Annotated in this window: 23 protein-coding genes and 3 tRNA genes; 16 read left to right on the plus strand and 10 right to left on the minus strand. The window is 50.5% G+C overall.

What is annotated here, in order from left to right; translation table 11 throughout:
* Nucleotides 1–111 precede the first annotated feature (111 nt).
* The 7 genes from tig to P2G85_RS07650 all read left to right on the plus strand — a co-directional run bounded on the left by tig (nucleotide 112) and on the right by P2G85_RS07650 (nucleotide 8946).
* Nucleotides 112–1416: a trigger factor gene (gene tig / locus P2G85_RS07620; RefSeq protein WP_275863505.1), complete on the plus strand. Its 1305-nt coding sequence runs from the start codon at nucleotides 112–114 to the stop codon at nucleotides 1414–1416.
* A 105-nt stretch (nucleotides 1417–1521) separates the two neighbouring features.
* A complete protein-coding gene (gene clpP / locus P2G85_RS07625; RefSeq protein WP_275863506.1) occupies nucleotides 1522–2148 on the plus strand; it encodes an ATP-dependent Clp endopeptidase proteolytic subunit ClpP in 627 nt (208 codons plus the stop codon).
* Nucleotides 2149–2219: 71 nt separating this feature from the next.
* On the plus strand, nucleotides 2220–3500 hold the full coding sequence (gene clpX / locus P2G85_RS07630; RefSeq protein WP_275863507.1) for an ATP-dependent protease ATP-binding subunit ClpX: 1281 nt from the start codon (nucleotides 2220–2222) through the stop codon (nucleotides 3498–3500).
* A gap of 130 nt (nucleotides 3501–3630) precedes the next feature.
* Nucleotides 3631–5982, plus strand: a complete 2352-nt coding sequence (gene lon, locus P2G85_RS07635; protein WP_275863508.1) for an endopeptidase La — start codon at nucleotides 3631–3633, stop codon at nucleotides 5980–5982.
* Nucleotides 5983–6172: 190 nt separating this feature from the next.
* A complete protein-coding gene (locus P2G85_RS07640) occupies nucleotides 6173–6445 on the plus strand; it encodes an HU family DNA-binding protein (RefSeq protein WP_275863509.1) in 273 nt (90 codons plus the stop codon).
* A 200-nt stretch (nucleotides 6446–6645) separates the two neighbouring features.
* A complete protein-coding gene (gene ppiD / locus P2G85_RS07645; RefSeq protein WP_275863510.1) occupies nucleotides 6646–8505 on the plus strand; it encodes a peptidylprolyl isomerase in 1860 nt (619 codons plus the stop codon).
* Nucleotides 8506–8658: 153 nt separating this feature from the next.
* Nucleotides 8659–8946, plus strand: a complete 288-nt coding sequence (locus P2G85_RS07650; RefSeq protein WP_275863641.1) for a ComEA family DNA-binding protein — start codon at nucleotides 8659–8661, stop codon at nucleotides 8944–8946.
* A gap of 237 nt (nucleotides 8947–9183) precedes the next feature.
* Here P2G85_RS07650 and rrtA read toward each other — a convergent pair whose 3' ends face one another.
* On the minus strand, nucleotides 9184–9735 hold the full coding sequence (gene rrtA / locus P2G85_RS07655) for a rhombosortase (RefSeq protein ID WP_275863511.1): 552 nt from the start codon (nucleotides 9733–9735) through the stop codon (nucleotides 9184–9186).
* A gap of 3 nt (nucleotides 9736–9738) precedes the next feature.
* On the opposite strand from rrtA, the gene P2G85_RS07660 reads away from it, so the two are divergent.
* Nucleotides 9739–10353: a DTW domain-containing protein gene (locus P2G85_RS07660; RefSeq protein ID WP_275863512.1), complete on the plus strand. Its 615-nt coding sequence runs from the start codon at nucleotides 9739–9741 to the stop codon at nucleotides 10351–10353.
* A gap of 1 nt (nucleotide 10354) precedes the next feature.
* On the opposite strand, the gene P2G85_RS07665 is transcribed toward P2G85_RS07660, so the two are convergent.
* From P2G85_RS07665 to P2G85_RS07675, 3 genes are all read right to left on the minus strand, one after another.
* Nucleotides 10355–11677: an anti-phage deoxyguanosine triphosphatase gene (locus tag P2G85_RS07665; RefSeq protein WP_275863513.1), complete on the minus strand. Its 1323-nt coding sequence runs from the start codon at nucleotides 11675–11677 to the stop codon at nucleotides 10355–10357.
* Nucleotides 11678–11692: 15 nt separating this feature from the next.
* Complete coding sequence (gene yfbR, locus P2G85_RS07670; protein WP_275863514.1) at nucleotides 11693–12277, minus strand: 5'-deoxynucleotidase; 585 nt, start codon at nucleotides 12275–12277, stop codon at nucleotides 11693–11695.
* A 143-nt stretch (nucleotides 12278–12420) separates the two neighbouring features.
* The gene (locus P2G85_RS07675; protein ID WP_275863515.1) at nucleotides 12421–13635 is read right to left on the minus strand and encodes a pyridoxal phosphate-dependent aminotransferase; all 1215 of its coding nucleotides are present in this window, start codon (nucleotides 13633–13635) and stop codon (nucleotides 12421–12423) included.
* 217 nt (nucleotides 13636–13852) lie between these two features.
* Between P2G85_RS07675 and P2G85_RS07680 the strand changes: the two genes are divergently transcribed.
* The 7 genes from P2G85_RS07680 to P2G85_RS07710 all read left to right on the plus strand — a co-directional run bounded on the left by P2G85_RS07680 (nucleotide 13853) and on the right by P2G85_RS07710 (nucleotide 21327).
* Nucleotides 13853–15160 (plus strand): isochorismate synthase, encoded by a 1308-nt coding sequence (locus P2G85_RS07680; RefSeq protein WP_275863642.1) that lies wholly within the window; start codon nucleotides 13853–13855, stop codon nucleotides 15158–15160.
* Nucleotides 15157–16869, plus strand: a complete 1713-nt coding sequence (gene menD, locus P2G85_RS07685) for a 2-succinyl-5-enolpyruvyl-6-hydroxy-3-cyclohexene-1-carboxylic-acid synthase (protein ID WP_275863516.1) — start codon at nucleotides 15157–15159, stop codon at nucleotides 16867–16869. Before P2G85_RS07680 ends, menD begins: the two co-directional genes overlap by 4 nt.
* Nucleotides 16856–17713: a 2-succinyl-6-hydroxy-2,4-cyclohexadiene-1-carboxylate synthase gene (menH, locus tag P2G85_RS07690; RefSeq protein ID WP_275863517.1), complete on the plus strand. Its 858-nt coding sequence runs from the start codon at nucleotides 16856–16858 to the stop codon at nucleotides 17711–17713. Before menD ends, menH begins: the two co-directional genes overlap by 14 nt.
* Complete coding sequence (gene menB, locus P2G85_RS07695) at nucleotides 17688–18554, plus strand: 1,4-dihydroxy-2-naphthoyl-CoA synthase (RefSeq protein WP_275863518.1); 867 nt, start codon at nucleotides 17688–17690, stop codon at nucleotides 18552–18554. The genes menH and menB overlap by 26 nt, the downstream gene beginning before the upstream one ends.
* A gap of 79 nt (nucleotides 18555–18633) precedes the next feature.
* Nucleotides 18634–19623 carry an o-succinylbenzoate synthase gene (gene menC / locus P2G85_RS07700; protein ID WP_275863519.1) on the plus strand — a complete coding sequence of 330 codons (990 nt, stop codon included), beginning with the start codon at nucleotides 18634–18636 and terminating at the stop codon, nucleotides 19621–19623.
* Nucleotides 19608–21038 (plus strand): o-succinylbenzoate--CoA ligase, encoded by a 1431-nt coding sequence (menE, locus tag P2G85_RS07705; protein ID WP_275863520.1) that lies wholly within the window; start codon nucleotides 19608–19610, stop codon nucleotides 21036–21038. Before menC ends, menE begins: the two co-directional genes overlap by 16 nt.
* A 100-nt stretch (nucleotides 21039–21138) precedes the next feature.
* Complete coding sequence (locus tag P2G85_RS07710) at nucleotides 21139–21327, plus strand: hypothetical protein (RefSeq protein ID WP_275863521.1); 189 nt, start codon at nucleotides 21139–21141, stop codon at nucleotides 21325–21327.
* 26 nt (nucleotides 21328–21353) lie between these two features.
* Here the strand turns inward: P2G85_RS07710 and P2G85_RS07715 are convergent, their stop codons facing one another.
* The 3 genes from P2G85_RS07715 to P2G85_RS07725 all read right to left on the minus strand — a co-directional run bounded on the left by P2G85_RS07715 (nucleotide 21354) and on the right by P2G85_RS07725 (nucleotide 24896).
* Nucleotides 21354–22286: a putative sulfate exporter family transporter gene (locus P2G85_RS07715; RefSeq protein ID WP_275863522.1), complete on the minus strand. Its 933-nt coding sequence runs from the start codon at nucleotides 22284–22286 to the stop codon at nucleotides 21354–21356.
* A 131-nt stretch (nucleotides 22287–22417) separates the two neighbouring features.
* Complete coding sequence (locus P2G85_RS07720) at nucleotides 22418–24292, minus strand: MFS transporter (protein WP_275863523.1); 1875 nt, start codon at nucleotides 24290–24292, stop codon at nucleotides 22418–22420.
* Nucleotides 24293–24305: 13 nt separating this feature from the next.
* Nucleotides 24306–24896: a TetR-like C-terminal domain-containing protein gene (locus P2G85_RS07725; RefSeq protein WP_275863524.1), complete on the minus strand. Its 591-nt coding sequence runs from the start codon at nucleotides 24894–24896 to the stop codon at nucleotides 24306–24308.
* 250 nt (nucleotides 24897–25146) lie between these two features.
* Between P2G85_RS07725 and P2G85_RS07730 the strand changes: the two genes are divergently transcribed.
* Nucleotides 25147–26013, plus strand: a complete 867-nt coding sequence (locus P2G85_RS07730) for a Tim44 domain-containing protein (RefSeq protein WP_275863525.1) — start codon at nucleotides 25147–25149, stop codon at nucleotides 26011–26013.
* A gap of 384 nt (nucleotides 26014–26397) precedes the next feature.
* On the opposite strand, the gene P2G85_RS07735 is transcribed toward P2G85_RS07730, so the two are convergent.
* The 3 genes from P2G85_RS07735 to P2G85_RS07745 form a co-directional block, all read right to left on the minus strand.
* A tRNA-Tyr gene (locus P2G85_RS07735) sits at nucleotides 26398–26482 on the minus strand.
* A gap of 72 nt (nucleotides 26483–26554) precedes the next feature.
* A tRNA-Tyr gene (locus P2G85_RS07740) sits at nucleotides 26555–26639 on the minus strand.
* 72 nt (nucleotides 26640–26711) lie between these two features.
* Nucleotides 26712–26796, minus strand: a tRNA-Tyr gene (locus P2G85_RS07745).
* Between the last annotated feature and the right edge of the window lie 26 nt (nucleotides 26797–26822).

The following is a 26822-nucleotide window of genomic DNA, read 5'->3' on the forward strand; positions in this document are numbered from 1 at the left end:
CGAATTTAGTTAAGGTGTTCGGACAGAACACAACACAAGGATGCAGCGTACACTCAAGGAGTTGCGCTCATACGCTCGGACTGACCGAGCCACTTTAGAGGTTTATATATAATGCAAGTTACTGTTGAAACGCTAGAAGGCCTAGAGCGCCGTCTAAACATTACTGTTCCAGCTGCAAACATCGAAGATGCTGTAACAGCTGAACTACGCAACATCGCTAAAAACCGTCGTTTCGATGGTTTCCGTAAGGGTAAAGTGCCTCTAAAAATGGTTGCTAAGATGTACGGTAAAGCAGTACGTCAAGACGTTCTTGGTGAAGTAATGCAACGTCACTTCATCGAAGCGATCGTGAAAGAGAAAATTAATCCAGCAGGCGCGCCAACTTTCGCTCCAGTTGAAAATAAAGAAGGTGAAGACCTTGTTTTCAACGCAACTTTCGAAGTTTACCCAGAAGTTGAGCTAAAAGGCCTGGAAAACATCGCAGTTGAAAAGCCACTGACTGAAGTAAAAGACGCAGACGTAGAAGAGATGATCAACACGCTACGTAAGCAACAAGCGACTTGGACTGAAGTAGAAGAAGCTGCAACAGCTGGCATGCGCGCTACTATCGATTTTGTTGGCTCTATCGACGGTGAAGAGTTCGACGGCGGTAAAGCTGAGAACTTCCCACTAGAAATGGGCGCAGGTCGCATGATCCCAGGTTTCGAAGACGGTATCGAAGGTAAAACCAAAGGTATGGAATTCGAAATCGACGTGACTTTCCCAGAAGATTACCACGCTGAAAACCTAAAAGGTAAAGCAGCTAAGTTCGCAATCAAAGTGAACAAAGTTGAAGCACGTGAGCTGCCAGAACTGAACGACGAGTTTGTGGCTAAGTTCGGTGTAGCAGAAGGCGGTGTTGACGCGCTTAAAGCTGAAGTGCGTAAGAACATGGAGCGTGAACTGAAGCAAGCAGTTAAGACTCGCATCAAAGAGCAGGCACTTGACGGCCTGGTTAAAGAAAACGACATCGACGTTCCTGCTGCTCTTATCGACCAGGAAATCGGTGCTCTGCGTCAGCAAGCTGCTCAACGTTTCGGTGGCAACCCAGAAGCTGCTGCTCAGCTTCCACGTGAACTGTTTGAAGAGCAAGCTAAGCGTCGCGTAGTTGTTGGCCTACTACTTGGCGAAGTGATCAAGTCTGAAGAGCTAAAAGCTGACGACGAGAAAGTTAAAGCGCTAATCGAAGAGATGGCGACTGCTTACGAAGATCCAACTGAAGTTGTTGCTTACTACGAGCAGAACGAGCAGATGATGAACAACATGCGCAATGTTGCTCTAGAAGAGCAAGCTATCGACGCGATCATCGCTAAAGCACAGGTTACGGAAAAAGAAGTTGGCTTCAACGAGCTAATGAACCAACAACCTGCTGCTTAATAAGCAATATCTTGTGTAGAAGGTTGACTAAACGTTAACTATTCTGCTAACAATGGTCCGTATGATATTTATCATCCGGGCCATTTATTTTAGGGACATAAGAATATGAGCTACCAAGAAAAAAATGCAATGTCACCAATTATTGACGCACTAGTACCAATGGTGGTGGAACAAACTTCCCGCGGTGAGCGCTCTTATGACATCTACTCACGTCTGTTGAAAGAGCGCGTGATTTTCCTGACCGGTCAAGTAGAAGACCACATGGCAAACCTTGTCGTGGCTCAGCTGCTTTTCTTAGAATCAGAAAACCCAGATAAAGACATTTTCTTATACATTAACTCACCAGGCGGCAGCGTCACTGCGGGTATGTCTATCTACGACACCATGCAGTTCATCAAGCCTAATGTGAGTACGGTATGTATGGGGCAAGCGTGCTCTATGGGCGCGTTCCTGCTTGCCGGCGGTGCTCCGGGTAAGCGCTACGTTCTGCCGAATTCACGCGTGATGATCCATCAGCCGTTGGGTGGTTTCCAGGGCCAGGCTTCTGATATTCAGATTCATGCTCAGGAAATTCTCAGCATCAAACATAAGCTGAACTCACTGTTAGCCGAACATACTGGCCAGCCACTAGAAGTGATTGAACGTGACACGGATCGTGACAACTTTATGTCCGGTGAGCAAGCGGTAGAGTATGGATTAGTGGATGCGGTTTTAACCCATCGCGGTGAGTAAGATAACCAGCGCATTTTGGTTAAAATTGATATACACTCAATCATAATGAGTAAAGGCTAAGAGGTTAGCGAATGACAGATAAAAGCAAAGAAAGTAGCGGTGGTAAATTGTTGTACTGCTCTTTCTGCGGCAAAAGTCAGCACGAAGTTCGCAAGCTAATCGCAGGTCCGTCGGTTTACATATGTGATGAATGTGTCGATCTTTGTAACGACATCATTCGTGAAGAAATCAAAGACGTTCTCCCGAAAAAAGAGTCTGAAGCGTTACCAACGCCAAAGCAAATCAGAGAACACCTTGATGATTATGTAATCGGACAAGATTACGCGAAGAAAGTGCTCGCAGTTGCGGTATATAACCACTATAAGCGTTTACGCAATGGTGATACAACGAGCGAAGGGGTAGAGCTGGGTAAAAGTAACATCCTGTTGATCGGCCCAACCGGTAGTGGTAAAACCCTGCTGGCCGAAACACTGGCTCGATTCCTGGATGTGCCGTTTACGATGGCCGACGCCACCACGCTGACCGAAGCGGGTTACGTGGGTGAAGACGTAGAAAATATCATCCAGAAGCTTCTGCAAAAATGTGATTACGATGTAGCCAAAGCTGAACGTGGCATTGTATACATCGATGAGATCGACAAGATTTCACGTAAGGCTGAAAACCCATCGATAACGCGTGACGTATCCGGTGAAGGCGTTCAGCAAGCGCTGTTAAAACTGATCGAAGGTACAGTGGCTTCCGTTCCGCCGCAGGGTGGGCGTAAGCATCCCCAGCAAGAGTTCCTCCAAGTGGACACCTCGAAGATCCTGTTCATCTGTGGTGGAGCATTTTCTGGCCTGGACAAAGTGATCGAACAGCGTGTGGCAACCGGTACCGGCATTGGATTTGGCGCGGAAGTGCGTTCCAAAGACGAAAGCAAGTCACTCAGCGATCTGTTCCAGAAAGTGGAACCGGAAGATTTGGTCAAATACGGTCTGATCCCGGAATTTATCGGTCGTCTGCCAGTGACCACCACGCTGACTGAACTGGATGAAGATGCATTGATCCAGATTCTGCGTGAACCGAAGAATGCGTTGACCAAGCAATACGCGGCCTTGTTCGAGCTTGAAAATGCTGAGCTTGAATTCCGCGAGGATGCACTGCGTGCTATCGCTAAAAAAGCGATGGAACGTAAAACCGGTGCTCGTGGTCTGCGCTCCATTCTTGAGGGCGTCCTGCTCGACACCATGTATGATCTGCCATCGATGACCAACGTAAGTAAAGTGGTCATTGATGAGTCAGTGATTAATGGTGAATCGGATCCGTTGTTGATTTACAGTAATGCTGATAATCAGGCGGCCGGAGCAGAATAATTCCGTTAGCAGATAAAAAGGAGGTAAGTAATTACCTCCTTTTTTTATTTCTCGTATTGAATCCAAACAATTAACCCCCATATACTGCCTTAAGTAATACGTTAAACGTGAAAGCGGAAGAGAGAATTATATGAACTTGGAACGTTCCGAGCGCATCGAAATCCCGGTATTACCCCTACGTGACGTAGTGGTCTACCCGCACATGGTTATCCCTTTGTTTGTTGGCCGAGAAAAATCAATTAGCTGCCTAGAGACAGCAATGGAAACCAACAAACAGGTTCTGCTTGTGGCACAAAAACAAGCCGATACAGATGAACCTACCGTTGATGATCTATTTGAAGTCGGTACGGTTGCCACCATTCTTCAGCTATTGAAGCTGCCAGATGGCACGGTAAAAGTGCTGGTTGAAGGCCAGCAACGCGCTAAGATTAACCATTTTAAAGAGAGCGATTTTTTCTTAGCCGAAGCCGAATTCATCACCACGCCAGAGCTGGATGAGCGTGAACAAGAAGTGATCGTACGCAGTGCGATCAATCAGTTTGAAGGTTTCATCAAACTGAACAAGAAGATCCCACCGGAAGTTCTGACCTCTTTGAATGGCATCGATGAAGCGGCTCGCCTGGCGGACACCATTGCGGCGCATATGCCGCTTAAGCTGGTCGACAAACAGCAGGTGCTGGAGCTGGTGAACGTGACCGAGCGCCTGGAATTTTTGATGGGCCAGATGGAATCTGAAATCGATCTGCTGCAAGTGGAAAAGCGCATCCGTGGCCGGGTGAAAAAGCAGATGGAAAAGTCCCAGCGCGAGTACTATCTGAATGAGCAGATGAAAGCAATTCAGAAAGAGCTGGGTGAGATGGAAGACGCACCTGATGAGTTTGAAACGCTGAAGCAGAAGATTGAAGAATCTAAAATGCCTCAGGAAGCGCAAGAGAAAACCGAACAAGAGCTGCATAAGCTCAAGATGATGTCGCCGATGTCGGCGGAAGCGACAGTAGTGCGCAGTTACATCGACTGGATGGTCAGTGTGCCATGGAGTAAGCGTTCTAAAGTGAAAAAGAACCTTGCTAAGGCCGAAGAGATCCTCAACGAAGACCACTACGGTCTGGAGCGGGTCAAAGAACGTATTCTTGAATACTTAGCGGTGCAAAATCGGATCAATAAGCTAAAAGGTCCAATCCTGTGTCTGGTTGGTCCTCCGGGTGTCGGTAAAACGTCACTGGGCCGTTCAATTGCGTCGGCTACCGGGCGTAAGTACGTGCGTATGGCGCTGGGCGGTGTACGTGATGAAGCGGAAATTCGTGGTCACCGCCGTACCTATATTGGCTCCCTGCCAGGTAAGCTGATCCAGAAGATGTCGAAAGTCGGGGTGAGAAACCCGCTGTTCCTGCTGGATGAGATTGATAAGATGTCATCAGACATGCGTGGTGACCCGGCTTCTGCCCTGCTTGAAGTTCTGGATCCGGAGCAAAACAACTCGTTTAACGATCACTACCTGGAAGTGGATTACGACTTGTCTGACGTAATGTTCGTTGCAACGTCGAACTCGATGAACATTCCAGGCCCATTGCTGGACCGTATGGAAGTGATCCGCTTGTCCGGTTATACCGAAGACGAAAAGCTCAATATTGCTAAGCGTCACTTAGTTGGAAAACAAGTTAAACGCAATGGCCTGAAGCCGGAAGAAATCAACATTGAAGACTCGGCGATCATCGGCATTATCCGTTACTACACTCGTGAAGCGGGTGTGCGTGGCATGGAGCGTGAAATTTCTAAGATCTGCCGTAAAGCAGTGAAAAACATCCTGCTGGATAAAAACATCAAGTCCGTCACGGTTAGTATGGATAACCTTAAAGAGTATCTGGGTGTTCAGCGTCATGATTTCGGCAAAGCGGACGAAAGCAACCGTATCGGTCAGGTGACAGGTCTGGCGTGGACCGAAGTCGGCGGCGATCTGTTGACCATCGAAACCCAGTCAATGCCGGGTAAAGGCAAGCTGACACAAACGGGTTCTCTGGGCGACGTGATGCAAGAGTCAATCCAGGCGGCGATGACCGTTGTGCGCTCGCGAGCGGAGAAACTCGGCATCAACTCAGATTTCTATGAGAAGCGCGACATCCATGTGCATGTTCCGGAAGGCGCAACACCAAAAGACGGCCCGAGTGCCGGTATCGCGATGTGCACTGCACTGGTTTCTAGCTTAACGGGTAACCCGGTTAAAGCGGACGTTGCCATGACCGGTGAAATTACCTTGCGTGGTGAGGTGCTACCGATTGGCGGGCTGAAAGAGAAGCTGCTGGCCGCACATCGTGGTGGCATCAAAACCGTCTTGATCCCGAAAGATAACGAACGTGATTTGGAAGAAATCCCGGACAACGTGATCTGCGATCTGAAGGTGCTCCCGGTACAGTGGATTGATGAAGTACTTAAAGTTGCACTGGAGCGAGACCCAACTGGGGTTGAGTTTGTCGCTGAAAAATAGTGATGTGTAGCAAAAATAAGTAAAAGTTTACGCTGATAAGCCCGAAAAGGCTTGTCAGCGTTTTTTTTGGAGGCTAAGTTAACTTGGTTAGCTGCTAGCCCTTGATTAATAAGGGCTAGGGCTTATTTTATTTAATGGAACGAAAGTCATCACAAATAAAAATCATAGATGGCACAAAGGGGAAATCACAGTGAATAAAACTCAGTTAGTAGAATCAATTGCGGAAAACGCGGATATCTCAAAAGCGTCAGCAGGTCGCGCTCTGGATGCATTTATTGAAGCAGTAAGCGGCACGCTACAATCAGGTGATCAGGTGGCATTAGTCGGTTTTGGTACTTTCAGCGTACGTACTCGCGCAGCGCGTACTGGCCGTAACCCTAAAACTGGTGAAGAAATCCAAATCGCAGAAGCAAAAGTACCTGCATTCAAAGCTGGTAAGGCTCTGAAAGACGCTTGTAACTAATCAGTTACATCGGTCTTCTGGTGGTAATGTGAACAACTTTTGCTCAAACGGCACGTTTTGAACAGAAATTTACAATGACTACGCCGAACTTTTTTAAATTATGCGCATCCTACTGATGCGCATTTCTTTTTCTGATATATTATCGCGCATTACATTTTTATATGAAGCAGTAGGCTTCAGTTGTGGAGAGCAGTTAAATTATGATGGATCGATTACGCGAAGGCGTGAACAGCATCGCGATCAAAATTATCCTTGGACTCATCATCCTGTCTTTCGTTTTTGCTGGTGTGGGCAGCTACCTGGTAAGTGGCAGCAACAACGCAGCTGCGAAAGTCGGTAATGCAGAGATTGGTCGCGGTGAGTTCGAGATGGCTTACCAGAATGAGCGTAACCGCATGCAAGCTCAATTGGGTGATTACTTCTCTCAAATGCTGGCTGACCCTGCATATGTTGAATCTTTCCGCAAATCAGTTCTAGATCGCATGATCAACGACCTGCTGCTAGACCAACAAGCCGAAGCGCTTGGTCTACGTATTAGCGATGCACAAGTTCGTAGCATGATTCTAGACATGCCTCAGTTCCAATCTAACGGTCAGTTCGATCAAGATATTTACCAGGCATCTCTGCGTCGTGCTGGTTTCTCTCCAGACTCATTTGCCGAGTACATGCGTCGTGAACTGGTTCGTGAGCAACTACTGAACGCACTACAAACCAGTGAATTCACTCTACCTGGCGAAGTTCAGGCAGAAGGCAAACTATTCACTCAAACTCGTGACGTTCGTACAATCACTATTGACTTGGCTGAGTTTGCTAAGAAAGTAGAGCTTACTGACGAAGAAATTCAAGAGTACTACAAAGCAAACCCAGATAAATTTACTCGCCCTGAGCAAGTTAAAGTTACTTACGTTGAGCTTTCTGCTGAAGAGCTTAAGAAGCAAATCCAAGTTTCTGACGAAGACGTTAAGCAGTACTACGACGAGCACCTAGACAAATACTCAACAGAAGAGCAACGTCGCGTAGCGCATATCCTGATTGAAGGTGATGACGAAGCGAAAGCGCAGGCTATTCTGGATGAACTTAATGCCGGCGGTGACTTTGCCGCTCTGGCGCAGGAAAAATCAGACGACTTCGGTAGCGCTGAAAACGGCGGTGAGCTGGGTTGGATTGAGCGTGATGTGATGGACCCTGCCTTTGAACAGGCGGCATTCGCCCTGCAAAACGTTGGTGATATGACTGGTTTGGTTAAGTCTGATTTTGGTTATCACATTATCAAGCTGGAAGAGCTGCAAGCTTCTGTTGCTAAGCCGTTTGATACGGTGGCTGCTGAAATTAAGCAAGAGCTGATTGACCAGCGTGCGGTTGAGCAGTTTTATGAGTTGCAAAATGAACTGGAACGTGTGGCGTTTGAGTTCCCGGATTCGTTGGATGATGCGTCAAAGGCTGTCGGCCAGGACGTGAAGACAACAGATTTTATCTCTAAGGCTGATGCGCCACAAGTACTGCTGAATCCGGCGGTAATGCAAGCGATCCTGAGCCCGGAAGTCAAAGAAGATGGTCTGAACTCGGAAGCGATTGAAGTCGCGCCGGAACACATCATTGTTGTGCGCGTTGACGATGCACGTGATGAGACCGTATTGCCACTGGAAGAAGTGCGCGATCAAGCGGTGGCTGAACTTTCGCGTGTTAAAGGCGAACAACAAGCGCTGGAGCTGGGTAATCAAGTGGTTACCGCTCTTAAAGCAGGTAACCATGCTGTTCTGGCTGACAACGGTTTGGAGTTTGGTGAAACAGAGACCGTCGATCGCCGCTCACCACTGGCTGCGACAGTATTTGCGACGGCTAAGCCACAAGGTGAACAGCCAGTGTATGCTCAGTCGAAAGATATGCAGGGCAATGTGGTTGTGATTGAACTAGTGGCAGTGGATGCGGAACTGGATGAAGAGTTAGCCGGTCAGGTTGCTATCCAGATGCAGCGCGCCTCTTCGCAGCAGGACCTTTCTTCGGTAATTGCTGTACTGCGTGCCAATACTGACATTGAGTATTATGTTGTGAGCAACTAAGCAATACCGATGTAACTTGCATGTTTATTAAAACGGGCCGCAATCGCGGCCCGTTTTATTTTCGGCTGTGCGCACTTTTATCGCCGGGCAGGGGAGCTTAGATTGGCTCTGTTAGTCACCCCATTCGAGGAAACAGGAGAGCTTATGCTGAAGATAAAATGGATGTTAACCCTGTGGTTGTGTTTACTCGCACCACTAAGCCTGGCCAATGACACCCAGCCCAACGACAAATATAAAGGCATTGAAATCACCGTTAATATCAATACCGCCCCGGCTGAGGAGATCGCTGATCTGCTCAAAGGCATCGGCCTGAAGAAAGCCCAGGACATTGTTGACTATCGTGAGCAGCACGGTCCATTCAAAACCACCGCCGAGCTGAGTAACGTCAAAGGTATCGGTCCCGCAACCATCGAGAAAAACCAGGGGCGAATTGTGCTCTGATCGCCCTTACCGGCGTCTGCACCTGCTATCTGAGCCATTTATGAGGTGGCTCAGGTATTATGTTGGCTGCGCAAAATGGCTGATGGGCACTATGCGCCGCACCGAGAACGAAGGAAAAGGCAGGGTACCTGCGCCCGCAAATTGTTTGAAGATCCGTCCCCGTTTGTTGAAGAACGGTTTTCTGTGCATCGCAAGTAACTGTGTATCGCGAGTAACAGTATATCGCGAGTAACCATGCTACAGAACACGGCCTTTTTTCAGCAACTTTTCAGCCAGCGCCAACGCCAGGCCGCCAAGGGCGCCAAACAGGTGGGCGTCGATCGCGACTCTGGCTCCGATCAGCGCCGCGGTACTCATCGGCGGGCCGTACAGCTGCTCCCAGGCGATTTTGCCCACCAGGCCAGCGACCAGCAGCAGGCTGCTGCGCCGACCTTCAAACACCTCGCGCAATGCCCAGTAACCAAACAGCCCGTGCAATACGCCGGACAGGCCCACGTAGACGGACATCTTGGTAAGCAGGATTGCCGCGCCGACCCAAACACACAGTAGCAGTAAAACCAGCAAAAAGTTTTTCATCGTCGGGCGGAAGATAAAACTGATGATCCACAGCCCGACCAGGTTCATTCCCAGGTGGGCAAAGTTGGTATGGGTGAGATTTCCTGTTACGATCCGCCACCATTCTCCGTGACGAATGTTGTACGCGTGCCACTCTGCCATGCCGGCCAGTGGTTCAAATTGTAATCCCAGGCAGATCAGGCTGATGATGGCCAGTAAAGTATAAAGGTTCACTCTATGTCCCGTTATTGTTCTCAGTGTGGAAAATCGCACAAAGCATGCATATGCCAATGGATTGTGCCACTGGCGAATGAGGTGGAACTTATCATCCTTCAGCATCCGAGTGAAGAACATCGTCCGCTTGGTACGGCACGGATTCTCAATCTTGCGTTAAAAAACTGTATCTGCCTGGTTGGCGAGGACTTTTCCCTGCACGCGCAGCTCAACCAGTTGTTAGCGGATGAGATCTATCAACATTACGTCTTGTACCCGTCGGAACACTCGGTATGTGTAACCAGCCTGGCCCGGGGAGACAGCCAGCCGGCACAGAAAATGCGGCTGATATTGCTCGATGGTACCTGGAAAAAAGCGTATAAAATGTGGCAGCTGTCGACCAACCTGCATCAACTGGCTACTGTGCGCTTACCGGATAACCTGCAGGGCCACTATACCATTCGCAAAGCGCCGTCAGCCAACAGCTTATCGACGGTAGAGGCCGGGTTCCATGCCTTGACCCTCCTCGAGCCGGGCCGGGATTTTACTCCGCTGCTGAGCGCGTTTGAGCATATGATTGAGTTTCAAATCGCCCAGATGCCCCCGGGCGTGTTTGAGCGCAATTACTGTAAACGCTAATTTAGAGCACGATGGAAGAGAACAGCTGGCGATGCAGCTTTTGCGCATGGCCGTCGGTCATCGAGGAGATGTAATCGGCGATCACCCGTATTTTATCGCTGTCACTGCTGGCTTCCCGCCAGTGCTCCTGGGTCAGTTTGGGTAACAGGCGTTCGGGATCGGCGCTGAGTGCGTCAAACAGGTCCATGATGATCTGCTGGCCTTTGTATTCAACAATCTGAACCTGGGGCACCTGAATGACATACTCACTGACAAAGTGTTTGAGTACCTCCAGGGCGCTGGCCATCTGCGGCTGCAGACTGGCATTCCAGGCCAGCAGCGGGCTTTTAAACGGGGCATCGACCGCCTGAATGGAAATGCTGGTCAGCAGCGCATTGACCATACCGCCGATTATGTCTTTCCGCTGGTAGTGTCTGCCGCTGAACAGCATTTTGCCAATCGAGTCGATATGCGTTTCAAACCACGGGTCACCACAGGTCGCGAGCTGACTGGCGGCGCCTTCCTGCCACTGCTGGTATGTAACCATACCGAGCACGATCGCGTCTTCCAGATCATGCACACCGTAGGCGATGTCATCCGCCAGCTCCATGATCGAGCAGTCGAGAGATTTAAAGCGGGTTTTGCAGTGCTGGTAATCCGATTGCGGCTCACCGCGCATGGTGCACAACAGGGTTTTATCGCGTTCATGCAGAGGTTCCAGTACCCAGTCGAATAAATCCCGGTCACAGTCGTAAATGCCTTTCGCCGGGCTCCATTGCTTGGCTTTCAGCCGCCGCTGGTGTTCGGCGGGTTCCGGTTGCCGGGCGGCGCGGCTCTGGCTGAGCAAAGCCGGATATTTGATCAGACCGAGCAGGGTTCTCCGTGACAGGTTCATGCCGAAATGCTCGGTATACGGTTCGAGTTTGGTCACAATGCGGAATGTCTGCGCGTTGCCTTCAAAACCACCATGCTCACGCATCATGTAATTGAGTGCGACTTCACCACCATGGCCGTATGGCGGGTGACCAATATCGTGCGCCAGACACAGCGAATCAATCAGGCTTTCTGAAGGCAGCAAATCGCGAAACTCGGGCTGCTTCTTCTTGATCTGGGCTACGATACCTGTGCCCAGTTGCGCAGCTTCCAACGAGTGAGTCAGCCGGGTACGATGAAAATCTTCCAGGCTGTGGCCATGAACCTGAGTTTTTGCCTGCAGACGACGGAAGGCGGCAGAATGGAGGATCCGCGCCCGATCACGCTGATACGGACTGCGATGATCATCGCGGCGGATTTTATGTTCATCATCATGGCGCTGTTGCCATTGTGGGCTTAATTCAAATGACACAGTGGTCTCCGTGGATCAGCTGATTTCGTCCAGTGACAACTCGAAACTGGGGGCAAAGGTAGTGAGGAAATAGTCCATTTCCGGTGTTTTACGCTCTTGCAGGGTGATGTCCAGACGTTTCTTGGCTAGGGCAAATTCATGGTTACCGGCGCTCAGCTCTTCCAGACACTTCAGGTAGGCGCAAATCGAGTCAGCTTGTTTCACAATCTTAGCGTCTTCTTGGTGGGCTGAGTGAGAGAGGAGAAACGGTGCAAAATCATCCTGAAACTCTTCCGGCAGCATAGCAAGTAGTTTTTGCTCGGCAGCCGCTTCGATCTTTTTGTACTCTTTGGCTATCTCGGGGCTGTAATACTTCACCGGGGTGGGCAGATCGCCAGTCAGGACCTCACTGGAGTCATGATACATCGCGAGCAGGGCAATACGCTCCGGGTTTAAATGGCCACCAAATTTTTTGTTTTTGATCAGAGCCAGCGCGTGGGCAACAAAAGCGACCTGCAGGCTGTGCTCAGAAACGTTTTCTGGTGAGATGGAACGCATCAAGGGCCAGCGCTGAATGAGTTTCATCCGGTCCAGGTGGGCAAAAAAATGACTTTCTTTCATTGCTCTCTCCTCAACTGCCAGTCTGGCTTGCCGGGTATTGACTAAAGGCAATCCAGTACAATTTGAGATTGGAATAACTTTTATAATAAAAAAGGAGCTCGATTAAGAGCTCCTTTAAGCATATGAGAGATCGAAATAAATTACTACTGGCGGTAGGTGGTCAGGAAGCGTTCGAAGCGTCCGATAGCGGTTTCCAGATCCTCAATATGTGGCAGGGTGACGATACGGAAGTGATCCGGTTTTGGCCAGTTGAATCCAGAACCCTGAACCAGCAACACTTTCTCCTGCTTGAGGAAGTCCAGGACCATCTTTTGGTCGTCGTGGATGTTATACATCTTGGTATCGATTTTCGGGAACAGATACATCGCGCCTTTGGGTTTGACACATGACACGCCGGGGATCTGGTTGATCAGTTCATACGCGAGGTTACGTTGCTCGAGCAAACGGCCCCCCGGCAAAATCAGTTCATTGATGCTCTGGTAGCCGCCCAGTGCGGTCTGGATGGCGTGTTGCATCGGTACGTTGGCACACAGGCGCATCGAGGAGAGCAGCTCCAGGCCATTGATGTATTCCAGTGCCTGATGTTTCGGGCCGGTCAGGAACATCCAGCCACCGCGGAATCCACATACGCGATACGCTTTTGACAGGCCGTTGAAGGTCATCACCAATACATCGTCGGTCAGTGTGGCCACTGAGGTGTGGGTCGCGCCATCGTAAAGAACCTTGTCGTAAATTTCGTCGGCAAAGATGATCAGTTTATGCTGACGGGCGACTTCGATGACTTCGAGCAGGAAATCACGGCTATAAACAGCACCGGTTGGGTTGTTTGGGTTGATCAATACAATCCCGCGGGTTTTCGGGGTGATTTTGCGCTTGATATCATCGAGATCCGGATACCAGTCGGCTTGTTCATCACACATATAGTGAACAGGGTTCCCCCCCGAAAGGGCGACGGCGGCAGTCCACAGCGGATAGTCCGGCGATGGGATCAGCATTTCGTCACCATCATTAAGCAATGCCTGCATGGCCATCACGATTAGCTCGGAAACCCCATTACCAACGTAGACATCTTCGACGTCAAGCGAGCGGATCCCTTTACGCTGGTAGTGCTGGACAACAGCCTTACGCGCGGGATAAATCCCTTTCGAGTCACAATAACCCTGAGAAGTTGGCAGATTACGGATGACATCGACTAAAATTTCATCAGGAGCGTCGAAACCAAACGGGGCAGGGTTACCAATATTAAGCTTAAGGATTTTATGCCCTTCTTCCTCCATGCGTTTAGCATGTTTGAGTACAGGACCCCTAATGTCATAGCAGACATTATCGAGTTTGGACGACATCCCGATATTTTGCATTGTGTGATTCCTGAATTTTCGTTAATTACTTTATTAAAATACAATAAATAGTCATTTATTAGAATAAAAATCTGTAAATATTCGCCGTTCAGGTAAGTTTTTAGCTCGCCATTTATCACAGGGTTTTGTAAAAGATCGCATACGACCTTGATTTGCATAGGGTCTAAACATAGAGTAGCCATCAGTTATCTTTTGTCCTCACATGAACGAGGTTGATTTGTCACAGTTCCATCAAGCCATCAGCAGACTAATCGAGCGCATTCAATTTGCTGACGACAATCAAGTACGCTTAGTTGAACCCTTAGCGGCGAAGCCGCCGTTCTCGTTTATCGATTGGCTTGAAGCTCAGCCACTGTTCCCCAAATTTTATTGGCAATCGCGCGACACGCGTGAAGAAGTGGTGGCTCTGGGGCAACTGCATACATTTGTGGAACCCGGTCCGGCTTACGCTATTTTAGGTGCAGGTCAGCGTATCTGGGGCGGCCGCTCATTTGATGGCCAGAGCACAAAAAATCGCCGTTGCATGCCGTCATTCTTTTTCTTACCGAAAATTGAGCTGATCCGCTTTGATCAGCAATGGTCATTGGCGGTTAATGTCAATACCGATAAATCGCGTACTATCGCCGGGCTCAATAAGCTGGTGGGAGAAGTGCCGGTATTGCCACCGCTTTCAGCCCACATCAAAGCAGTTGAACACTGTCCTGCGCAGCCTCAGTGGCGTGCGCTGGTAGACAAGGTATTACAGGGGATACAAGACAAGGCGTTTAAAAAAGTAGTACTGGCCCGAAAATCGACCGTACAGTTAGATTCACCCCTGTGTGCTGCCCAGTTGCTTAAAGCCAGCCATGCCAGCAATCACCACAGTTTTCATTTTCTGTTTAGTTTTGACAGCAAACACAGCTTTGTCGGTTCAACGCCTGAGCGCTTGTATTCCCGGATTGGTCAGGAGTTGAATACTGAAGCGCTGGCCGGCACCATCGGCCGGGGCGACAGCGCCGGTCAAGATATGGAGCTGGCCAACTGGCTGTCCCAAGACCCCAAAAACCTTAATGAAAACCAGTATGTGGTTGATGATATTATTGAACGTCTGGCCCCGCACTCTGAGACGGTGGAGGTCGAGCAGGAGCCCAGACTGGTTCGGCTGCGCAAAGTCCAGCATTTGAAGCGTGGTATCCATGCCCGGTTACAGTCAGGTATTAATGCGGAACAACTGCTTTCGGCGTTGCAGCCAACGGCCGCCGTGGCGGGTTTACCCCGTAAGGCCGCAATGGCATTTATTCGCGATAATGAACCTTTTGCCCGCAGCTGGTATGCCGGTTCGGTCGGCTATTTTAGCCGTGAACGTGCTGAGTTTTGTGTTGCGATTCGCAGTGCTCTGGTTGCAGGAGAGCAGCTACAGTTATTTGCCGGAGCGGGGATTGTGCCGGGCTCGGTTGCTGAGCATGAATGGGCCGAGCTGAATAAAAAAATGTCAACCTTGTTAACTTTGATCTCCGACCACCCGCCACTGGGCGTTGCATCATGAACCCAGAACAGGCGGGGCTGAATCGTATCTGGGCCCAAACTTTGTTGACCGAGTTACAGCGTTTCGGGGTGCAGCACATTTGTATTGCCCCGGGTTCCCGTTCAGCCCCGTTAACCCTGGAAGCGGCTCAGCAGTCCGGTGTTAAGCTCCATACCCACTTTGATGAACGTGGACTGGGTTTTCTGGCTCTCGGTTTAGCCAAAGCCAGCGCGGCACCGGTGGCGCTTATTGTCACTTCGGGAACGGCGGTGGCGAACTTGCTCCCCTCGATAGCCGAGGCCAAGTTAACCGGTGAAAAACTGGTGGTGCTCACTGCAGACCGGCCGATTGAACTGGTTGGTTGCGGGGCTAATCAGGCTATAGAGCAGGAGGGGATATTCTCCAGTCATGTCTCAGCCAGTCTCAACTTGCCCAGTCCCACGTTATCGACACCGCTAAGCTGGTTGCTGACCTCGGTCGATGAAGTGATGTTTACCCAGCAGTTACATGGCAGTGCGGTGCACATCAACTGCGCTTTTCCGGAGCCGCTGTATGGCGATGCGCAAAATAGTGCACACCAAGCGTATCGTGATGCGGTTGCTGCCTGGCGAGAGAGCGGGCAACCGTACTGCCAGCGCTTAGCGGCGGTAACCTCTGCGGGTGTACCGGCGTTTAAGCATAAAAAAGGTCTGGTGGTGATCGGCAGCCTGCCGCTGGTACAAGCACAAGCCGCGTTGGCGTTTGCCGAGCAGATGGGCTGGCCGGTATTGGCTGACCCACAAAGTGGCGTCAGTTCGTCGTGGGCGCAGTATGATTTATGGCTGCAACAGCCGAAGTTGTGTGCGAAGTTGGCCGAATGCGATCTGGTTGTGCAGTTTGGTAGCCGGATCATTTCTAAGCGTCTCAACCAGTGGTTGGCACGCCACCTCACCCAGACGGCCTCTGCCAGTGACTATTGGTTTGTTTCTGAGCGACTGGAACGCAATAATCAACACCATCTTCCCCAGTTGCACTGGGCAGAAGCGCCATCTGGCTGGATCGCACGGGCCGGTCTCCCTGATGCGCTGCATGCCGGCTGGGCTGACGATCTCCTGCCAGTGATAACTCAAGTTCACCGCTTGTCGCAGAGCCGGATGGATGAGTCTCGGGATAATGGGTTGAGTGAACAGATGTTGGCCATCGACTGTGCACAGCGTACGGGAGATGCGGATTTGTTTTTAGGTAACAGTCTGTTTGTCCGGCTGATAGATATGTTTGCCCAGCTTAGTGGTCAGGAAGTGTTTACTAACCGCGGAGCTTCCGGAATTGATGGGCTGCTGGCTACCGCGAATGGTATACAGAGAAGCAGACAGAAGCCGATGCTGATGTTTATTGGTGATACATCAGCGCTCTATGATTTAAACTCGCTGGCTCTGTTTAGCCAATCAACGCAGCCGGTGGTGATTGTGATCACCAATAATGACGGCGGGGCGATTTTTGATCTGCTACCAGTACCGCAAGAACAAAAACAAACCTACTACCAGATGCCGCATGGCTATACATTTGAGTATGCCGCACGACAATTTCATCTGGCTTATTACAAGCCGGTCATGTTGTCTGAGTATCAGGCTAAAGTAAGTGAACACTTACAGCATGGTACAGGCACGCTAATCGTTGAGGTACAGACCCCACCTCATCAGGCAGCACAAGAGCTGAAACAGTTTCAGCAGCAGTTGCATGCTTCATTGTGATTTTTACCCCGCGAGTGGTAAGCGGAAAGGCGAAACCGGGCACGAGCGGCCCTCGCTGGTCTTCTTGCACGGCTTACTGGGCAGTGGGCCGGACTGGCAAGACTGCTTGAGGCAACTTGAGCAGTTCGACCGACTGACCATTGATCTTCCCGGTCATGGCTTAAGCCGTCATATCGGCTGTGACAGCCTTGATGATTGTTGCCAGCAATTACAGGCGTCCCTTGCTGCCACCTTACCTGCCTCTGCACCGTTAGTACTGGTTGGTTATTCGCTGGGCGGCCGGGTGATCATGCATGGGATAGCCCGGCAATGCTTTGCACATCTCAATATTCGCGCTGCAGTGATCGAAGGAGGAAACTTCGGGCTACAAACAGAGTCAGACAAAGCAGCTCGTTGGAAAAACGATACCTTATGGGCCGGGCGTTTCGCCAATGAGCCGCTTGAACGGGTTTTAGCCGACTGGTATCAGCAAACCGTGTTTTCTTCACTAAACCATGAGCAAAGACAAACTCTGATCGCTAAGCGAAGTGATAATCTTGGCCCTTCAATAGCGAAAATGTTGCTGGCGACATCGCTGGCGAAGCAAGACGATTTATTACCGCAACTGCGCCAGCAGTCACTGCCGATAGAATACATTTGCGGCGGGAAGGACATCAAATTCAGCCAAATCGCCCAGAGTAGTGGTTTGGCATACCGTCAAGTAGACGGGGCAGGACATAACGTCCATCAAGAGCAGCCCCTGATATTTGCGGCGCAAGTTAATGACATTATTTTTTCTCACTTTGGCAGTGAGAATAACCAGAACAATGGGAACCACCATGGCAAAAACAGTAGGCATTTCTGAACAAGAACTTTACGCTCCGGTTGAATGGAAGGATTGCAGCGGGAAATACGAGGATATTCATTTCCATAAATCTGCAGATGGCATCGCCAAAATTACTATTGCCCGTCCTCAGGTACGCAATGCATTTCGTCCGCAAACCGTGAAAGAGATGATCGATGCCCTGGCAGACGCACGTTATGATGCCAAAGTTGGGGTGATCATCCTGACCGGCTTGGGTGAAGCTGCATTCTGCTCCGGTGGTGACCAGAAGATCCGCGGCGACTATGGCGGCTACAAAGATGAGCAAGGTACCCATCACCTTAACGTGCTGGATTTCCAGCGCGATATCCGTACCTGTCCCAAGCCGGTGATCGCATCGGTTGCCGGTTGGGCTGTGGGTGGCGGGCATGTGTTGCACATGATGTGTGACCTGACCATTGCCGCTGAGAATGCGCAGTTTGGCCAAACCGGGCCGAAAGTAGGTTCTTTTGATGGCGGTTGGGGTGCTTCGTACATGGCACGTATTGTAGGGCAGAAAAAAGCGCGTGAAATCTGGTTCCTGTGTCGTTTTTATGATGCACAAGAAGCGCTCGACATGGGCCTGGTCAATACAGTGGTACCACTGGCGGATTTGGAGAAAGAGACGGTACGTTGGTGCCGTGAAGTGCTTCAGCACAGCCCGATGGCGCTGCGTTGCCTGAAAGCCGCCCTGAATGCGGATTGTGATGGTCAGGCAGGCCTGCAAGAGCTGGCCGGTAATGCGACGATGATGTTTTATATGACTGATGAAGGACAGGAAGGGCGCAATGCCTTCAATGAGAAACGTCGTCCTGATTTCGATAAGTTCCCTCGTAACCCATAGTCCGGATAACCTTGTACCCGAGAGGAACGGGTTTGTTCCTCTCCATCGTTTAACTATGTCTTAAATAGGACATGTCATTATGCGTAAAGCTAAGATTTATCGTTACTGTCTGCCAATGGATAGTGGCGTTGTGTTACGTGATAACAAACTCACCGAACGTATCGGCTATATTGTTGAGCTGACGCAGGGAGATGCGGTCGGGCGGGGCGAAATCGCACCGTTAGTCGGTTTTAGCCTGGAAACAACCGAAGAAGCGGGTATCCAGTTGCAGTCACAGGCCGAACGTTGGGTCGCGGGTCTGGAGATCGATTTCCGGCATATGTACCCTTCGGTTGCGTTCGGTTTATCGATGGCGGAACTGGAGTTGCAAGGCGGGTTACCGAGAGAAGGTAAATATCAGGCCGCGCCGTTGTGTAGCGGTGATCCCGACGAACTGATCCCTAAGCTGCATGAGATGGAAGGCGAAAAGGTCGCCAAAATCAAGGTTGGGCTGTACGAGCCGATCCGCGATGGTATGCTGGTGAATTTATTTCTCGAATCAATTCCACAGCTGACGCTGCGTCTGGATGCCAATCGTGCCTGGACGCCGGAAAAGGCGCAGCAGTTTGCTAAATACATTGCCCCCTCGCTACGCCAACGGATCAGCTTTCTTGAAGAGCCGTGCCAGTCTCCGGGTGACAGCTTGTCTTTTGCTATTAATACCGGTATTGCGATTGCCTGGGATGAAACGCTGCAGGACGCAGTGCGCAGAGAAGACTTTTGTCTGTCGGATCTGACCGGGGTCAAGACCATTATCATCAAACCGACCCTGATCGGCTCGGTGGCTTTCTGTACGCAGTTAATTGAGAAAGCAAAAGCGATGGGTATCAAGGCCGTGATCAGCTCGAGTATTGAATCCAGCTTGGGCCTGAATCAACTGGCGCGGTTTGCCAAATGGCAGTTGCCTGATGAAGTGCCGGGTCTGGATACGATTGGTTTGTTTAAAGCTCAGTTAGAACAAGGCTGGCCGGGGTGCAATTTACCGGTTATGTCATTAACTGAACAGGAGCTGGTGTGGCATTCAGCCTAACTGATCACTCTGGTGGTGCATGGCATTATTGGGCTCAGCAGAGCCCTTTTTCTGTTGCGCTTAAAACGCCATCGCTGACCCTTAACTGGCAACAGTTAGCCGCGTGTATCGATTACTATAGTGCTTACTTGGCTGATCAAGGCGTTGCGGCCGGCGATGTCGTGACTTTGGTTGGGAAGAACCAACCGGAGACCGTGCTGTTTTATCTCGCTGCTCAGCAACTAGGAGCCATTGCAGCCGTGACGATGCCCCAGCCTTGTGAGGCGCTGCAGAGTAAGTTACAGACACTCTATCAGCCAGTGCAGCAACGTTTTGTCTGGTTAGCTGGTGAGTGTGCCAAGGCCTATGCGGCGAACGAGCTTGCTTCTTACAATGCGCATTTCCTGTCCGTGCCACAATGTCCGGAGTGGCCCAGCTACCCGTCTTGTCAGCCGGCTATACAGTATCACCATGATGCCTTAGCCTCGATTGTGTTTACCTCTGGCTCGACCGGCGCGCCGAAGGCCGTCGCCCATACCCACAGGCAGCATTTTGCCTCGGCAGAGGGGCTGCTAACCGAGTTATCATTTACTCGGCATGACACATGGCTGATGTCTTTACCGCTTTACCATGTGTCCGGACTGGCGATTGTTTATCGCTGGCTGTATGCCGGTGCGACGCTGAAAGTCGGGGCCGGTAATCTGGCCGCTGATATTTGCGGTGTTTCTCACGCGTCATTGGTGGCAACGCAGCTAAAACGCTTGTTGGATGAGGCTGCGCCGCTGTCGTTAACCCATGTACTGCTTGGCGGCAGCCATGTGGCCCATTCGTTAGCACAAAGAGCCAAGGCGCAAGGGATCGAGACCTGGCTAGGTTATGGTATGACCGAGGCGGCCTCGACAGTCACCGCAAAGCAGGTAGACCAACTGAGTAATGCGGGGCACGTGTTGCCTAATCGTCGTGTCAGGCTGGCGGCCGGACGTATTTATATCGGTGGTCAGACACTGGCAGTTGGATATTATTACCAAGGCCGGCTAACACCGCTGGTGGATGATGACGGTTGGTTTGACAGCAAAGATTTAGGCCAGTGGCAGGATAACGAGCTGAAAATCATCGGCCGCGTGGATAATCAGTTTATCTCGGGGGGAGAGAATATCCACTGTGAGGAAATTGAAGCCGCGTTGAACCAACATCCGGATGTGATTCAAGCCATCATCGTACCGGTCAGTGACGAGGAATATGGTCAGCGTCCGGTAGCCGTACTGCAAACCAAGCGGTTGCGCACTAAAGCGGATTATGAGTGTTTCTTGCAGGATAAATTAGAGAAGTTCAAGTGGCCGGTAGCGTATCACGTCCTGCCAGAGTCGTTATCATCGGCTGGAATTAAAGTTTCGCGCCAAGCCGTTAAGCTATGGCTGCAAAGCCGCAAAGATTAGTTCATTTCGTCATGTAATAGACGGAAAGGGAATTTCGTTTCATCATAACCTTGGATCATACTTATGCTTCCAAATCTCAGGGAAAGTTATAAGGCGAAGGATGTTGAAACTGGTACTGATTGCAGCGGTGATTGTGCAAATAGGAGTTGCATTAAGCAGTGCGGGTCTGGCCCGTGCGCTGGCAGAGCTGACCGCGTTTTTGGTCGCCGTTGCCCTGGCGCTGGCATACCAAAGTGGACGGCAGCCAACGCCAGTTACTCAGCCGACAGAGCACCACCAGAAACCGTAATACGGCAAGCATGGCGGCCCGGAGAGCTAGCTCAGCAGAAGCCAGGTCAGCGAGGTCAGCGAAACACTAATCCACAGGCAGACACCAAACAGCAGTGGTTTTGCTCCCGCAGATTTGAGCCTGGCTAGCGAAATGCTGCAACCAATCAAGAACAGACACACCACCAGCGCTTGTTTTGCCAGCATAAACACCATGTTATATACCACTTCCCATTGCGGTAACACATCACTGACCCCAATGGCAGCGCAATACCAGAAAATAAAATAGGGGATAGCAAGTTTACGTTTGCCGTCTGGGGTGTTGCTGGCGGTAAACAGGGCACTGCTTACCAATGCGACAGGAATGATCCACAGGGCCCGGGCCAGTTTTAAGGTCGTCGCAGTGGTGAGAGCCTCCTCGCCGTACGCAGAAGCGGCCCCTACCACTGAGGAGGTATCGTGAATGGCGACGGCTGCCCAGGTACCGAATGTATGTTGATCTAAACCCAGAGCATGGCCAATGACAGGGAAAAGAAACAATGCAAGTGAGTTGAGCATAAACACTGTCGCCAGCGCCAGGCCAATGTGTTCATCTTTCGCCCGGATGGCCGGTGCCACCGCGGCAATGGCACTTCCGCCACAGATGGCGGTGCCCGTTGAGATAAGATAGGCTGTATGGCGGTCTAATCTGAGGGCTTTTGCCAGCAGATAGCCGCACACTAGTGTGCCCAAAATCGTGGCAACGATAAGGCCAATGCCGTCAGCGGTGACCGCCAGAGCCTCTTGAAAGTGAATACCAAATCCGAGGCCGATAATCGAGTACGACAGCAATTTTTTGGTTATCGAGGTCAGCGACCATGCGGTCGGGACTAAGCCCAGGCTGGTGAGTAGAAAGCCAATGATTAGGGCGATGGGTGAGGTGGCATAAGGAGTCAGGCAAAAAAGCAGCGCCAGTCCAAAGGGTAAGTATTTCGTGCTCAAGAGAAAGTTCGCCGTCAGGAAGAAAACGCCGAGTATAACGCATCACCTAGGATCAGAAAGTCTTAATGATTTGAACCTGCGTTCAGAATATCTGAACACAGATTCAAATGAGCGTCTTTATCGTTCTCAGGTTAACGCCAGTCACCGCGCAGTTGGCGGACTTTTTTAAACATCACTTGTGCAGTTGCATCGCCGGGTGGTACCGGTTCTCCTGCTTCAATTTCCAGTTTTGACCAGAAACGGGTTGGCCAATGGCAACATGCTTTTCCCTTGGCCCGGCTGAAAAAGCTGCCCCACAGCCCTTTTAGTGCCATCGGGATCACCGGAACGGGACTACGGTGAAGAATGATGTCAATACCGCGCATAAACGGGTTCATCTCACCGTCAGCGGTCAGGCATCCTTCAGGGAAAATGCACACAATGTGCCCTTCACTGAGCGCTTGTTCGACGTCACTGAAGGCGCGGCGGATAGAGCCCCGGCTGGTGGCGGAAATCGGGATCACACCCGCGCGGCGCAAAAAGTGTCTTAAAATCGGTAAGTTGGCATAGTTTTCCTCCATTACGAAGCGGATCAGTCGTGGACATACCGCACTGAGCAGCAGCGCATCCATATAACTGACATGATTGCAGACAATCAGTGCCCCGCCATGTTCCGGTAAGTGGTGAAGGTTTTTATGTTTAACCCGATAAATGCTGTGGGTGAGTACCCAGACCATAAAGCGCACCACAAACATCGGGCCTTGCAGGAAAAGGTAGGTGGCGACTAATAAGTTCAAAATGGCCAATAAGGTGAATAGCTGCGGAATACTCATTTCAAGTACCCCCAGGCACACCATGCCCAGAAGCGCGCTGCCGACCATAAACAATGAGTTATAAATGTTCAGCCCGGCGATCACCTGTGCCCGTTCGGTAACCTTAGCCCGGTGTTGCATCAGGGCATACAATGGCACTATAAACAGGCCGCCAGAAGCACCAATCATCAGCAGATAGAAGAACAGCGGCCATAAGCCATCAAACCGGACAAAGGCGAGAAAGGTATCGAAGTATGGCAACTCGGCCGGTATCGACGTTGACATCAGGTAGCCAAACACCGTGATCCCCAGTGCGCCAATAGGTACGATGCCAACTTCAATACGATGGTTCGAGAGTTTATTACACAGCAGCGAGCCGACGGCGATGCCAATGGAAAATAGCGCAAGCAGAAACGACACCGCACTTTCGGTGCCGTTGAGGTGCAGCTTGGTAAAATTCGGGAACTGGGTCAGGTAGGCGGCACCCAGGAGCCAGAACCAACTAATCGCCATGATGCACTGGAAAACAATCCGGTCAGAGCGGGCAATGGCCAGGGTATGCTTGGTTTGCTGGTAGGGTTGCCAGCGAAATTTCAGCCCCGGAGCGCTGGCCTTGGCATAAGGGATCATGCGACTGGAGAAGTAACCCAGCAGGGCGAAAATGACAACGCTGGCTGCGGCAACATACTTGGCGTTAGCTGCGGAGGCGATCATTCCGGCACCGATGGTGCCAAGTAAAATCGCAATAAAGGTACCGGCTTCAACCAAGGCATTTCCGGGTACCAGCTCTTCTTCACTCAGTTGCTGAGGAAGTAAAGCATATTTGACCGGGCCAAAGAAAGCTGATTGGGTGCCCATCAGAAACAGCAGCAGTAATAAGATGCCGTAGCTTTCGGTCATAAAACCCACCGCACCCAGCAGCATAATGCCGATTTCAAATAGCTTCACTTTGCGGATAAACCATGATTTTTCGTATTTATCGGCTAATACGCCAGCCGAAGCGGAAAAAAGGAAAAAGGGCAGGATGAACAGGCCTGCTGCCAGATTGATGAACAAGTTGCTTGAGACTGGCAACGCGCCAGCCCCGGCAAATGCCACAAACAGCAGTAAAACATTCTTGAAAATATTGTCGTTGAAAGCACCAAAAAACTGAGTCACAAAATAGGGCAGGAACTTTCTTTGAGTTAGCAACGACGTTTTGCCGTCAGGTGGCATGACTAGTCCTTGATTACCAGTTGATGAGATAGTTGGAGAGCAGGTTGTCAATCAGCGCCTTGCCATCGATGGGCTCAGTGGTGAAAAACTTATCATCCACGCTCAGCAGGGTAATACCATGTACACCGGCCCACAGTACGCGGCTGGCTTGTAGTACTTCAGATGCGGTGCGTTGTGGTGCCAGCTGAGCCAGCAGCTCTTCCAGCATTGCGGTCATGCTATCGATGCGCTGGGCATGCCAGTCAGGCAGCTTTGCCCCATTCATATTGTGCTCGAAGACCAGCTGCCAGCGGTAGGGATGCTGCTGGGCAAAGTCGTGGTAGCAATGTGCAAGTTTGAACAGCGCTTGCTTTTCGTTCTGACATTGTGAGGTAGCTTGTTGTGCTTGTTGTGAAAGCTCATCCAGAGTCTGTGCAACCACGTGAAGCAGTAATAAGTTGTAGTTACCAAAAATGTTGACCAGAGTACTGGGTACATAGCCAATCATGCTGGCGATTTTACGCAGACTTAGCTCATGATAGGAGTTTTCCGCTAAAAAGGATTTTACGGTATCTAAGGTCAGCTTGATCAGTTCTTCCCGGGTGTGATCGTTTCTACGCGCCATAATTTAATGCAGTATATTGAACAATGTTCAATATACTAGCAGCTGGGTAATTGGCGTCAATAAAACTAATTCCGGGTAATGACTCAATTCGCAATATTCTGATACATGTCTTTGTCGGCGGAATGTTTCATTGTGTTGGCAACGCGAGTATGATGCAAATACAAAGGTCTTTGGTGTGCTACAACGTGAACCTATGTTGTGGCCGTTTGGCAAAGGCTAAGTTATTTTTCGTCAACGAAAAAGGATAACGATGAAACGTCTATTTTCTCTTGTTGCCTTACTGATGTTTACGGTCTCGGTGACACCGATTGCGGAAGCGAAGAAGTTTGGTGGTGGCAAATCTTTCGGTAAGAGCTATAAAACCGCTCCTGCCCCAAAACAGCAACAGCAAAACACCAACACGATTGGTAAAGACCAGGCTGCTAAGCCAAGTTCTGGCAAAAAAGGTTTAATGGGAGGCCTGCTGGGAGGACTTCTGGCCGGGGGCCTACTCGCGGCTTTCTTCGGTGGTGCGTTTGAGGGTATCCAGTTTATGGATATTCTGATCTTAGGTTTGATTGCTTTTGTTATCTTTAAACTGATGCGGGGGATGCTGGGGGCCAAACAGAGCAGCATGAACCAGTACCGCCAGCAACCAGCATTTGGTGGTAACAGCCCGAAGTTTGAGCAGCCGAACATGCAGAATTTTGAACAGCAGCCAGGTGCCACGGTGGGTGGTTTTGGTGCGCAGACGGATGTACCGCACAATTACCCACCAGGTTTTGATCAAGCGGCGTTTATTAATGGCGCGCGTGAACACTACCGTATTTTACAAGGTGCCTGGAACCATAACCAGCTAGAGACGATTGAAGAGTATGTTTCACCAAGCTTGCTTGATGATCTGAAAGCGGAACGAGCTAAACTTGAGGGTGACCAACATACCGATGTCATGTATGTAGATGCAGAAATCGTTCGTGCTGATCATGATGCGAGCAAAGCGCAGCTAAGCCTGCAGTTCAGCGGTCGTTACCGCGACGCCGTTGAAGGTATCGAAGAAAATATTGAAGATATCTGGCATCTGGAGCGAGATCTGACAGTACCTAATGCACCCTGGTTGATTGTCGGTATTCAAGGGTAACATTCCGCCGTTCAGTTTAGTCTTAGTCAAAATCCTGCTTATGGCGGGATTTTTTGTATCTGGTGTTGTCAGGCGTCACGACTGAGAAGTGACAGAGATACTGATAGTAGTGACGGCTGCACTGGGCAGATCTTCGGCCAATGATCACGGCGGGAGATTAGCCAGGCAGCGGTTTCTACACAAGTGTCATCCGGAAAGGGGGATCAATAAGGTGGTTTGAAATACACTATCACTGCTCCCCGCCCGGTAGTCGTAACGGATTGATAAGCGTCATGAGTTAGCAGGGGGGAGTTGGGAGTGATCCCAGTCGTCGCAGATTTGAGCGTAGAAAGTGGTGTATTAACAGAATGAAAAAAGCCAGCTCAATGAGCTGGCTTTTCAATATGGTGGAGGGGGACGGATTCGAACCATCGAAGGCGGAGCCGGCAGATTTACAGTCTGCTCCCTTTGGCCACTCGGGAACCCCTCCAGGGTATTTTTATCCTTAGCTGCTGTTTTCCCAACGCGAACAACCAAGTGTTTCTCTTAAACAGAGAGAATATGGTGGAGGGGGACGGATTCGAACCATCGAAGGCGGAGCCGGCAGATTTACAGTCTGCTCCCTTTGGCCACTCGGGAACCCCTCCAGGGTATTTTTATCCTTAGTTGTTGTTTTCCCAACACGAACAACCAAGCGTTTCTCTTCAACAGAGAGAATATGGTGGAGGGGGACGGATTCGAACCATCGAAGGCGGAGCCGGCAGATTTACAGTCTGCTCCCTTTGGCCACTCGGGAACCCCTCCAGGGTATTTTTATCCTTAGCTGTTGT

This window comes from Vibrio sp. CAU 1672 (genome assembly GCF_029223195.1).
In the GTDB taxonomy this organism is placed as follows: domain Bacteria; phylum Pseudomonadota; class Gammaproteobacteria; order Enterobacterales; family Vibrionaceae; genus Vibrio.